Genomic DNA, 11692 nt, shown 5'->3' with positions numbered 1-11692 from the left:
GTAAGTTTCATCTTCTGGAGGTCTCTTGGAGATCCTTTTGGGAGACGTGTCGCCGTGTGCGGGATCAGGCGGCGACCCTCCGCGTCACGTTCAGCAGGTACTCCTTCCGGTCCAGCGGGTTGAGGTCGGTGCGCGGGCGGTCGGGGACCGTGCCCCGCAGGACCGGTGCGTAGTGGTCGAAGGTGCATTCCAGCTCGCCCTCACCGCGGGTCAGCCCCGGGAGCTGCCGCTCCAGCCCATGGACGCGGGCGACCGGGATCCGGCCCTCCAGCACGCACGAAGCGCCCCGCAGCTCGGTGGCCCCCGCGACGGCTGCCTGTTTCGCCAGCACCGGCAGCACCGCGCCGATCGTGTCCGCCGGGGCCTCCAGCCTGAAGCGGTGCATCGGCTCGTACACCTGGGTGCCCGCCGCCCGCAGCGCGTCCATCACCACCAGCGGGGTCAGGCCCCGGAAGTCGGCACCCGTGCTGGACATGCTCTTGTCGAAGCCCTGGTGGGCATGGCTCTGCCGGGGCCAATAGCCGGAGTGGGTCATGGTGACCGTGCAGTCCGTCATCTGCCAACCGTGGATTCCCTGCGCGAGCGTCTCCTTCACCGTGTCCTCGACCGCCTTGAAGAACGCGTACGGCATCGCTCCGAGCTCGACCTCCAGCCGGAACCGCACCCCGGAGCCGAACGGGGCCGGATCGACGCGCAGGCCGACGGTCGCGAGAAAGGGATTGGCGTCCTTCTTGATGAACTCGACCGCCGCGCCGCTGCCGAGGGGCCGCTCGATGCACAGCGGTGTCGTCTCCCTGAACAGGACGTCGATGCCGAACTCAGCGGCCAGAGTCGCCTGGATGACCTCTTTCTGCACCTCTCCGTAGAGCGACACGGAGATCTCCTTGCGCGTCTCGTCCTGGCGCAGATCGATCAGGGGGTCCTGCTCGGCCAATTGGGTGAGGGCGCCGTGCAGTGCGCCCTTGTCGGCCGGACGGCAGGGTTCGACGACGGTTTCGAGGGTCGGGGGCGAGAAGTGGTGCTCGCCGGCCGACGCCTTCCGCGGTACGCCGATGATGTCGCCGACACGGATGTCCGCGAGGCCCCAGAGCTTGCCGATCCGCCCCGCGGCCACGGACTGCTCGCGCACCGCCGCGCCCCGGTCGAAGACGCTGATCGCGGTGACCCTGCCCTCCTCTCCGTCACCCAGAGGCAGGCGGTCGCGCGTCCGCAGCGTCCCGGAGAACATCCGGGCGTACGCGATCTTCTCCCCGGCGGGCCCGCGCTCGACCTTGAAGACGCTGCCCGAGACCGGGCCGTCGACGTCGGCCTCGGCACGCGGCAGCAACTCCTTGATTCCCGCGATCAGTTCGTCGACTCCCGCGCCGGTCGCGGCCGAGCCGAAGAACACCGGATGCACCAGGGCCTGCCCGGTCTGCCTCACCAGAGCGGCGCGGATCAGGTCGTACGACACCCGGCCCTCGACGTACGTGGCGAGCAGCGCGTCGTCGTGCTCGGAGAGCAGGTCGAGCAGTCGCGCGCCGAGCCGTGCCTCGTCGAACAGGCCGAAGCGGGCGCCCCGCGTGCCCTGTGCCCGGACCTCGCCCATGGGGACGATCGCCGGTGTGAGCCGCGCCGCGACGGCGTCGAGCACACGCTCGGGGCACGCCCCGCCGCGGTCGATCTTGTTGACGAAGACGAGCGTGGGAATGCGCAGCCGCCGGAGCGTCCGCATCAGCACACGGGTCTGCGCCTGCACGCCCTCCACGGCGGAGATCACCAGCACGGCGCCGTCGAGCACGCTCAGCACCCGCTCCACCTCGGCGATGAAGTCCGGGTGTCCCGGGGTGTCGATCAGATTGACGGTCACGTCGTCGACCGCGAACGAGACCACGGCGGACTTGATCGTGATACCGCGCTGCCGCTCCAGCGCGAGGGAGTCGGTCTGGGTGTTCCCGTCGTCGACGCTGCCGATCTCGTCGATGACTCCGACCGAGTGCAGCAGCCGCTCGGTCAGGCTTGTCTTACCGGCGTCTACGTGCGCCAGGATTCCCAGGTTGAGCATATGCACCGGGTGTCATGTCCTTTGGAGTGGGAGTGATTCCTTCCTGGGTGGACATGAACGGTGTGCGCATTGCTGCTCCCTGATCTTGGCGGACGCTTCCCTCTCAGTGGAGCAGGCGGCCTCGCCCGGCAGCAACGGATTAACGCTCAACAAATCCCCGCCGCAGCACTCGCCGCCCTCCTCGCCCGGCCCTAGAGTGACGCACACCACGTAAAGTGGTTGATACCCCTCACCTGGCTCTCCGGGAGGGCACATGACCCGCATTTCGGTGAAGGTGGACGGCACGACGTACGAGGACGAGGTCGAGCCCCGCCTTCTCCTGGTCCACTATCTGCGCGACCACCTGGGTCTGACCGGCACCCCGATCGGCTGCGACACGTCGAACTGCGGGGCCTGCACGGTCGACCTGGACGGGGAGACCGTCAAGAGCTGCTCGGTCCTCGCCGTCCAGGCGGACGGGAGCGAAGTGACCACCATCCAGGGACTGGCGCACGACGGTGAGTGGCATGCGCTCCAGAAGGCGTTCCACGAGCGGCACGCGCTCCAGTGCGGCTACTGCACCCCCGGGATGATCATGGCGGCCCGCGATCTGCTGCGCGAGAACCCGGCCCCGGGACCGCAGGAGGTACGGGAGGCCCTGGAGGGCAACCTCTGCCGGTGCACCGGCTATCAGAACATCGTGCGCGCGGTCCTCGCCGCCTCGGGACAGGAGGTCTCGCCGTGACGGACCAGATCGTCGAACCCGAGGTCGGCCGCTCCCGGCCGCGCAAGGAAGACGCCCGTCTGGTCACCGGGCAGACCAACTGGACCGACAACATCAACGTCAACGGACTGCTCCACCTGGCCATCCTGCGCAGCCCCATGGCCCACGCCCGGATCGACCGGATCGACGCCGCACCCGCCCGCGAGCGCCCCGGCGTGATCGCCGCGTTCACCGGCCAGGACCTCGCCGAGGGCCTCGGCTCCCTCCCCTGCGCCTGGCCGGTCACCGAGGACATCGTGCTGCCCGACCACCCGCCGATCGCGGTCGACGAGGTCCGGTACGCGGGAGACCCGGTGGCCGTCGTCGTGGCCCGCGACCGGTACGCGGCCGCCGACGCCCTGGAGGCCATCGAGGTCGACTACACACCTCTCCCGCCGGTGCTCGACCTGGAGGCGGCCCTCGCCGAGGACGCCCCACTGGTCCACTCCGACAAGGGCACCAACCGCTGCTACGTCTGGCCGCTGGCGACCGGCGAGAACTACACGGCCGTGCGGGAGCGCGCGGACGTCGTCCTGAAGCGCCGCTACCTCCAGCAGCGCCTGATCCCCAACGCGATGGAGCCGCGCGCCGTCGTGGTCACCCCACTCGCCGCCTCCGGCGAGTACACCGTCTACTCGGCCACGCAGATCCCGCACATCCTGCGGATCATGCTCGCCGTCGTCACCGGCATCCCCGAGCAGAAGCTGCGCGTGATCGCCCCCGATGTGGGCGGCGGCTTCGGCTCCAAGCTCCAGGTGTACGGCGAGGAGGCCCTCGCCCTGGCCGTCGCCCGTCGGCTCGGACGGCCCGTGAAGTGGACCGAGTCGCGCTCCGAGGGCTATCTCGCGACCCATCACGGCCGCGGAATGATCCAGGACATCGAGATCGCCGCCACGAACGAGGGCAGGCTGCTCGGCCTCAAGGTCGACCTCCTCGCCGACATGGGCGCCTATCTGATGCTCGTCACCCCGGGCATCCCGATCCTGGGCGCCTTCATGTACCCGGCGATCTACAAGATGGACGCATACGACTTCACGTGCACCGGCGTCTTCACGACCAGGACGCCGACCGACGCCTACCGCGGCGCGGGACGCCCCGAGGCGACGTACGCCATCGAACGGATCATGGACGAGCTGGCCGTCGAACTCGACCTGGATCCCGTCGAGTTGAGGCGGCGCAACTGGATCAGGCACGAGGAGTTCCCGTACACGTCCGTCGCGGGTCTGACCTACGACAGCGGCAACTACGAGGCCGCCACGGACAAGGCGCTCGCTCTCTTCGGATACGACAAGCTGCGCGCCGAGCAGGCGGACCGCAACCAGCGCGGCGACTTGGTACGCCTGGGCATCGGCGTGTCCACATACACCGAGATGTGCGGGCTCGCGCCCAGCCGGGTGCTGCGTGGCCTGCGGTACGCGGCCGGGGGCTGGGAGGCGGCGAGCATCCGCATGCTGCCCACCGGCAAGGTCGAGGTGGTCACCGGCACCAGCCCGCACGGGCAGGGCCATGTGACCTGCTGGAGCCAGATCGCCGCCGATGTGCTCGGGGTGCCCTTCGAGGACATCGAGGTGGTGCACGGCGACACCAGGGCAGCCCCCCAGGGCATGGACACCTATGGTTCGCGCTCGCTCGTCGTGGGCGGGGCCGCGGTGCACCACGCGGCGCTGAAGGTGGTGGAGAAGGCGCGGAAGGTGGCCGCGCACCTGCTGGAGGCGAGCGAGCACGACCTGGAGTTCACGCACGGCGTGTTCTCCGTGAAGGGCTCGCCCGAGGCGCGCAAGACCATCCAGGAGGTCGCGTTCGAGACGTTCTCCTCGCACGACCTGCCCGACGGCATGGAGCCCACCATCAACGCCGAGCACCTGCTCGACCCGGACAACTTCTCCTACCCGCACGGCACCCACCTGTGCGCGGTCGAGGTCGACACCGAGACCGGACGGACCACCATCCGCTCGTACGTGTGCGTCGACGACGTCGGCAGCGTCATCAACCCGATGATCGTCGAGGGGCAGGTGCACGGCGGGGTCGCGCAGGGCATCGCGCAGGCGCTGTACGAGGAGGCCGTGTACGACGACGAGGGCAACCTCGTCTCGGGCACGATGGCCGACTACCTCGTGCCCTCGGCGGCAGATCTGCCCGAGTTCGTGACGGACCGGACGGAGACACCGGCGACCTCGAATCCCCTGGGTTCCAAGGGAGTCGGGGAGTCGGGGACCATCGCCTCCACGCCCGCCGTCGTCAACGCGATCGTGGACGCGCTGCGCCCGCTCGGAGTGACCGAGGTGAGGATGCCCTGCACGCCGCAGCGGGTCTGGGAAGCGCTTCGGTCCGCTCGGGCGGCGGACGGGTCCGCCCGCTCCGGTGAGGAGGCGTCGGCATGATTCCCCCCGCATTCGACTATGTGCGGCCCACGAGCGTCGACGAGGCCGTGCGCACGCTCGCGGACGCGGGCGAGGACGCGAAGGTGCTGGCCGGCGGGCAGAGCCTGCTGCCCCTGCTCCGGCTACGGCTCGCCTTCCCCGAACTGGTCGTCGACGTCGGCCGGATCCCGGAGCTGCGCGGGATCCGTGAGGACGCCGGCACGCTGGTCATCGGCGCGATGACCTCGCACCACGACGTCATCCGCGACCCGCTGGTGCGCCGGCACGCCGGACTGCTGGCGGCGGCCACCGCCACGGTCGCCGATCCCGCCGTACGCCATCGCGGCACCCTCGGCGGTTCGCTCGCACACGCCGATCCGGCCGGTGACCTGCCCGCCGTGGTCCTCGCGCTCGACGCGACCCTGATCGCGGTGGGACCGGACGGGCGGCGCGCGATCCCGGCCCGCGAGTTCTTCCTCGACTATCTGCAGACCGCGCTGCGCCCGGACGAACTGCTGATGCAGGTGGAGATCCCGTCGACCGAGGGGTGGGGATTCCACTACGAGAAGTTCCAGCGGGTCGCGCAGGCCTGGGCGGTGGTCGGCGTGGCGGCACTCGTCCGGCGGGACGACGGACACCTCGCCGAGTCCCGGATCGGGCTGACCAACATGGGCTCCACGCCCCTGCGGGCCGCGTCCACCGAGGCGGCGCTCACCGGCGCCGACGCCGAATCGGGCGCGGTGGCACGGGCCGCCGAGGCGGCGGCGGAGGGCACGCACCCCTCGTCCGATCCCTCGGGCTCACCCGAGTACCGCGCGCACCTGGCCCGGGTGCTCACGCGACGCGCGGTGCTGGCCGCCCTGGAGTAGCGCCCATGCACGAGGTGAGCGGTCCGGCGGAGGTGCGGGCCCGCCTGGAGAAGACGGGGTATCTCGTCGACGACGGGCTGGCCGTGGCCTGCTTCCTGGCGCTGCGGCTGCACCGGCCGCTGTTCTGCGAGGGTGACGCGGGCGTGGGCAAGACCGCGCTCGCGTCCGCCCTGGCCGAGGCGATGGACGCCCCGCTGATCCGGCTCCAGTGCTATGAGGGCATCGACGCCTCCCAGGCCCTGTACGACTGGGACTTCCCGCGTCAGCTGCTGCATCTGCGGGCGGCCGAGGCGGCGGGCGTGACGGATGCCGACCGGCTCGAAGGAGAGCTGTACGACCGGCGGTTCCTCGTCACGCGTCCGCTGCTGCGGGCGCTGGAGACCCAGCCGTCGGTGCTGCTGGTGGACGAGATCGACCGCGCCGACGACGAGTTCGAGGCGTTCCTGCTGGAACTGCTGTCCGAGTACACGATCACCATTCCGGAACTGGGCACCCTGCGGTCGGAGGTGCCGCCCGTCGTGGTGCTGACCTCGAACCGGACGCGCGAAGTGCACGACGCGCTGAAGCGCAGGTGTCTCTACCACTGGTTCGACCATCCCGGGTTCGCCCGTGAACTCGCCATCGTGCGGAGGCGGTTGCCGCGGGTCACGGAGCGGCTGGCCGAGCAGGTGACCGCGCTCGCGCAGGCCCTGCGCGCCGAGGACCTGGTCAAGCCGCCCGGGGTCGCGGAGACCATCGACTGGGCGGAGGCTCTGGACGCGCTCGGGGCGAGCGAGGTGGACGCGGAGCTGGCAGTGGCGACCCTGGGGTCGGTACTGAAGTACCGGGAGGACGCCGAGCGGGCGCGGGGGCTGGATCTGACGGCGATCCTCGCGGCGCGGGAGACGTGAACAACGTGGACGGCAGGCACGACAGCGACGGCAAGCACGGCCGGAACGGCCGGAACCGTGAGGACGGCGGAGACGGCGGGGACGGCGGGGACGAGGTGGGACAACGGCGCGCCGTCGACGCGTCCGCCGTGGTCGTCGGGTTCGCCAGGGCGTTGCGCGCCGCGGGCGTAGACGCCGCGCCCGACCGCGTGCAGGCCTTCCTGGGCGCGCTCGGCGTGCTCGATCCCGGTGCGCGCTCGGACGTGTACTGGGCGGGCCGACTCACCCTGTGCGGGAGCCAGGACGACCTGGAGCGCTACGAGCGGGTCTTCGCGGCGTACTTCGGCGGCCGGCCCGGCGGCACCCCGGCCCGGTCCGCTCCCCCGCCGCGGACCCGGACGGTCCTGCGCGGCGCCGGTACGGTGCCCCGCCCGGCGGCGCGGGCCGAGGACGCCGTACCCGTGGCCGTGCTGGCCGACTCCACCGACGTACTGCGCCACCGGGACTTCGCCGAGCTGACCGCCGCCGAGCGCGATCAGCTGCGGCGGCTGCGGGCCGCGTTCACCCTGCGCGGCGAGGCCCGGCGCACCGCGCGGCGGCATCCGGCCCGGCGGGGCGCCGTCGATCCACGGCGCACGGTACGGGAGTTGCTGCGCGGCGGCGGGGAGCCGGCGCGGCTGCGGCACCGGGCCCGAGCGGACCGGCCGCGCCGGGTGGTGCTGCTCGTGGACGTGAGCGGCTCGATGGGGCCGTACGCGGACGCGCTGCTGCGGTTCGCGCACGCGGCCCTGCATGGTCCACGCACCGGCGGGGCCGCGCGGGGCACCCGCACGGAAGTCTTCACGATCGGTACCCGGCTGACCCGGGTGACCCGTGAACTGGCGCACCGGGATCCCGACACGGCCATGGCCGCGCTCGCGGCGGCGGTGCCGGACTGGCGTGGCGGCACCCGGTTGGGTGAGATGCTGCGCGGCTTCCTGGACCGGTGGGGGCGGCGGGGCATGGCGCGCGGCGCGGTGGTCGTCGTGCTGTCCGACGGGTGGGAGCGTGGCGATCCGGCCCTGCTCGCGGAGCAGATGCGCCGCCTGCACCGGCTCGCGCATCGGGTGATCTGGGCGAATCCGCGCAAGGCCCGACCCGGTTACGCGCCCCTGGCCGGCGGGATGGCCGCGGCGCTGCCGAGCGTGGACGCGTTCGTCGAGGGACACAGTCCGGCCGCGCTGGAGCGGCTGGCGGCGGTGGTGAGAGGAGTGGACTCTTGAGTGGGACGCACCCTGTGGTGAGCGGAGCGAGCGATGCGTGAGATCCTCCCGGCGCTGGACCGGTGGTACGCGGCGGGCTCCCCCTTCGGCCTCGCCACGGTGGTCGCGGTCAGCCGCAGCGCGCCCCGGGACCCGGGAGCCGCCATGGCCGTGGGGCCCGGCGACGAGGTCGTGGGCAGCGTGTCCGGCGGCTGTGTCGAGGGGGCGGTCTTCGAGCTGGCCCAGGAGGTGATGGTGTCCGGCGAGGCGCGCCTGGAGACCTTCGGGTACAGCGACGAGGACGCGTTCGCCGTGGGGCTCACCTGCGGCGGTGAGATCACCCTGCTCATCCGCCGGGTGACACCCGCCGAGGACCCCTCCTTCGCCGCGGTGGCCGACTCGGTGGCCGCCGGCCGGCCCGTGACGGTGGCGACGGTGATCGAGGGGCCGGCACCGCTCGGGGCCACGCTCGCGGTGTGGCCGGACGAGGTGGCCGGTTCGCTGGGCTCCACCGGTCTGGACGTGGCCGTCACCGCCGACGCCCGCGGTGAGCTGGCCCAGGGCGCCACGATCCGACGGCACTACGGTCCGCACGGCGAGCGCCGCGAGGACGCCGTGACCGTCTTCCTGCATTCCTTCGCGCCGCCGCCGCGCATGCTGGTCTTCGGCGCCATCGACTACGCGGCGGCGGTGGCTCGCATCGGGGACTTCCTCGGCTACCGGGTCACGGTGTGCGACGCCCGCCCGGTCTTCGCCACCGCGAAACGGTTCCCGGTGGGTGTGGAGGTCGTCGTGGACTGGCCGCACCGCTATCTGCGGGGTACGACGACCGACGCGCGCACGGTGATCTGCGTCCTGACCCACGACCCGAAGTTCGACGTGCCCCTGCTGGAGGAGGCATTGCGCCGCCCGGCCGCGTACATCGGCGCGATGGGCAGCCGTCGTACCCACGACGACCGCAGGAAACGGCTGATCGACGCCGGTCTGTCGGAGGGCGAGCTGTCCCGGCTGCGCTCGCCGGTCGGGCTCGACCTCGGGGCCCGTACACCGGAGGAGGTGGCCGTGTCCGTCGCCGCGGAGATCGTCGCACTGCGGTGGGGCGGCAGCGGGGCGCCGCTGACGGCGACGGGCGGGGCGATCCATCCCGGACCCGTGGATCCGCCTGCCGGACCCGTCGATACGACTGGAGGAGAGCAGCATGGAACTGCATCATGAGTTCACCGTCCCCGTTTCCGTCGACGACGCCTGGCGGGCGCTCCTCGACGTCGAACGGATCGCCCCGTGCATGCCGGGGGCGACGGTGGACGACTACGACGGCAAGACCGTGACGGGTTCGGTGAAGGTCAAGGTGGGGCCCATCACGGTGACGTACCGGGGCACCGCCGTGTTCGAGGAACAGGACGAGTCCGCGCACCGGATGGTGCTGATCGCAAGCGGCAAGGAGACCCGCGGCCAGGGCACCGCACGGGCCACGGTCACGGGCACGCTCGGTGAGCGCGACGGCGGCACGGCGGTGTCGGTGCGGACCGATCTGACCGTCACGGGGCGTCCGGCGCAGTTCGGTCGCGGCGTCATGGCCGAGGTGGGCGACAAGCTGGTCGGGCAGTTCGCGGAGTGTCTGGCGCGGCGCCTCGAGGAACCGACCGACAGGACCGAGCCCCCCGAGCCGGCCGAACCACTCCAACCGGTCCACCCCACCCAACCGGCCCAACCGGCCCAACCGATCGACCTGTTGCGGACCGCCGGGCCTCCGGTCGCCAAGCGCGTGGCGATCGTCGCGGCCACCGCCGTACTGGCACTGGTCTTCGTGCGCATACGACGGCACCGGCACGCCTGAGTGCCTCAGTCGGAGTCGACGCGGTGCAGGGTCACCTCGGTCAGCTGTCCTTCGGTCACGGTCGCGGTCATGTACGTGTGGTGCGGCTGGCGGCGGCGGTCGGTCGGGGAACCCGGGTTGAGCAGGCGCAGGCCCGTCTCGGTGGTGGTGTCCCAGGGGATGTGGCTGTGCCCGAAGACCAGGACGTCGAGGTCGGGGTAGCGCTCGGCGCAGCGCCGCTCGCGGCCCTGGGCGGCACCGGTCTCATGGACGACGCCGAGGCGCAGACCGTCCAGGTCGACGCGGGCGACCTCGGGGAGGCGGGCACGCAGGTCGGGGCCGTCGTTGTTGCCGTACACCCCGACGAGCCTGCGTGCCCGCTCCTCCAGCAGATCGAGGGTGGCGGTGTCCACCCAGTCGCCCGCGTGGACGACGACGTCGGCGTGCGGGAGTTCGGCCATCAGCCGCGGCGGCAGTGCCTTGGCCCGCTTGGGCAGGTGAGTGTCGGACATCAGGAGCAGACGCACGGCACCCACCCTAGGAGTGCGGTCGTGTCAGCGCGAGGCGGCCGGGAACATGGACTTCCATGATCGGTTCCGCTTGAAAGGCAGCTCGAACACCTTGGCGAACAGCCACGCTGCCAGCACCGAGGCGGGCAGTGCCAGTGTCAGCGTGAACCAGAACGCGGGCAGACCGGGCGATACGAAATGTGGGGCCATCTTTCGGCAGACGATCATGACGATCGGCAGGTGAACCAGGTAAAGGCTGTACGAGAAGTCGCCGAGGCCGCGCATGGGACGCGTGGCCAGGAGCCGCATGAGGAAGGCGGGCCTGCCGGTGGCAACCGCCGCGATCATCATGGTCATGGCGGGCGCCACGACGAGATCGATCCAGAAATAGTGGTCCACCGTCCACACCGACCCCTTGATGACGACAAGGGCCACGACCGGCGAGGCGGCCAGAGCGGCGAGCCAGTGCCACGGCAGACGCCGGACCTTCTCCGGCGCGACGACGATCCCCGCGCCCACCAGCCCCGCGACGAACACAGGGGCGAGGTTCGGGGTCAGCCAGTTCACGCCTTCCACCGGGGACGCGTTCGGCGCCAGCAGGCCGCGGGCGACGACCAGGAGCGTCACGCCCGCGACCAGGACGACCGCGCCCAGCCGCTGCCGGACGAGAAGAAGGAGCGGAAAGACGAGATAGAGCTCCGCCTCCACGCCGATCGACCAGAACGCCCCGTTCGGCGTGGGAGCCGTGAATATGTCTTGGACCACGAAGCCGTACACCAGAACCGATGTGCCGGTCGGCGGTCCGAAGTGCGAGGCGGGCACCGCGAACCAGGCGACCACCAGGCTCAACGCGAGTGCCGCCCAGTAGGGAGGCAGGATGCGCCACGCGCGCCGCCGCAGGAACCGAGAAACGCCGCCCAACTGCCAACCGTTGCGCGCCGGCGAGATGGCCAGGGAGAAGCCGGACAGCACCAGGAAGAAGACCACGGCGAGACGCCCGTACATCAGCCAGCCCAGCCAGGCGGGACCCGAGTTCTCGGGAAACCCCGGCATGGTCAGAAGCCAGCAGTGAAAGAGCAACACGTACAGCGCGGCCAGGCCGCGGAGCCCGTCAAGGCCCAGCACCTGGTCACGGCCACGCGTTTCGGGCCGCTCCAGTGGTGGAGAGACGGTGAGTGGGGTTCCCATACTCTTTCTCACGTGTCGTCCCCGGCCGATGTTCAACTACCGTCCGATCACCGG

General features: G+C 71.4%; 10 protein-coding genes. 7 read left to right on the top strand and 3 right to left on the bottom strand.

Annotation, left to right across the window (positions count from 1 at the left end):
• Positions 1-64: 64 nt before the first annotated feature.
• Positions 65-2050: a GTP-binding protein gene (locus ACFVWD_RS12800; protein WP_389595699.1), complete on the bottom strand. Its 1986-nt coding sequence runs from the start codon at positions 2048-2050 to the stop codon at positions 65-67.
• A 247-nt stretch (positions 2051-2297) separates the two neighbouring features.
• Between ACFVWD_RS12800 and ACFVWD_RS12795 the strand changes: the two genes are divergently transcribed.
• The 7 genes from ACFVWD_RS12795 (at position 2298) to ACFVWD_RS12765 (ending at position 9962) form a co-directional block, all read left to right on the top strand.
• Positions 2298-2768, top strand: a complete 471-nt coding sequence (locus ACFVWD_RS12795) for a (2Fe-2S)-binding protein (protein ID WP_389595697.1) — start codon at positions 2298-2300, stop codon at positions 2766-2768.
• The gene (locus tag ACFVWD_RS12790; RefSeq protein WP_389595695.1) at positions 2765-5167 is read left to right on the top strand and encodes a xanthine dehydrogenase family protein molybdopterin-binding subunit; all 2403 of its coding nucleotides are present in this window, start codon (positions 2765-2767) and stop codon (positions 5165-5167) included. The genes ACFVWD_RS12795 and ACFVWD_RS12790 overlap by 4 nt, the downstream gene beginning before the upstream one ends.
• Positions 5164-6015: an FAD binding domain-containing protein gene (locus ACFVWD_RS12785; protein ID WP_389595693.1), complete on the top strand. Its 852-nt coding sequence runs from the start codon at positions 5164-5166 to the stop codon at positions 6013-6015. The genes ACFVWD_RS12790 and ACFVWD_RS12785 overlap by 4 nt, the downstream gene beginning before the upstream one ends.
• 5 nt (positions 6016-6020) lie before the next feature.
• The gene (locus ACFVWD_RS12780) at positions 6021-6905 is read left to right on the top strand and encodes an AAA family ATPase (RefSeq protein ID WP_389595691.1); all 885 of its coding nucleotides are present in this window, start codon (positions 6021-6023) and stop codon (positions 6903-6905) included.
• Between the two features lie 95 nt (positions 6906-7000).
• A complete protein-coding gene (locus ACFVWD_RS12775; protein WP_389595904.1) occupies positions 7001-8146 on the top strand; it encodes a VWA domain-containing protein in 1146 nt (381 codons plus the stop codon).
• A 33-nt stretch (positions 8147-8179) separates the two neighbouring features.
• Positions 8180-9340 (top strand): XdhC family protein, encoded by a 1161-nt coding sequence (locus tag ACFVWD_RS12770; protein ID WP_389595689.1) that lies wholly within the window; start codon positions 8180-8182, stop codon positions 9338-9340.
• Positions 9324-9962, top strand: coding sequence for an SRPBCC family protein (locus ACFVWD_RS12765; protein ID WP_389595687.1), 639 nt, complete (start codon positions 9324-9326; stop codon positions 9960-9962). The genes ACFVWD_RS12770 and ACFVWD_RS12765 overlap by 17 nt, the downstream gene beginning before the upstream one ends.
• Before the next feature lie 5 nt (positions 9963-9967).
• Here the strand turns inward: ACFVWD_RS12765 and ACFVWD_RS12760 are convergent, their stop codons facing one another.
• Together ACFVWD_RS12760 and ACFVWD_RS12755 are read right to left on the bottom strand one after the other, a co-directional pair.
• Positions 9968-10468 carry a metallophosphoesterase family protein gene (locus ACFVWD_RS12760; protein ID WP_389595686.1) on the bottom strand — a complete coding sequence of 167 codons (501 nt, stop codon included), beginning with the start codon at positions 10466-10468 and terminating at the stop codon, positions 9968-9970.
• 27 nt (positions 10469-10495) lie between these two features.
• Positions 10496-11638, bottom strand: a complete 1143-nt coding sequence (locus tag ACFVWD_RS12755; RefSeq protein ID WP_389595684.1) for an acyltransferase family protein — start codon at positions 11636-11638, stop codon at positions 10496-10498.
• Between the last annotated feature and the right edge of the window lie 54 nt (positions 11639-11692).

Origin of the sequence: Streptomyces sp. NPDC058086, from assembly GCF_042885015.1 — a bacterium.
In the GTDB taxonomy this organism is placed as follows: domain Bacteria; phylum Actinomycetota; class Actinomycetes; order Streptomycetales; family Streptomycetaceae; genus Streptomyces.
The sequence above is the reverse complement of the archived record's forward strand: the minus strand, read 5'-3'. Positions and strand labels throughout refer to the sequence as shown.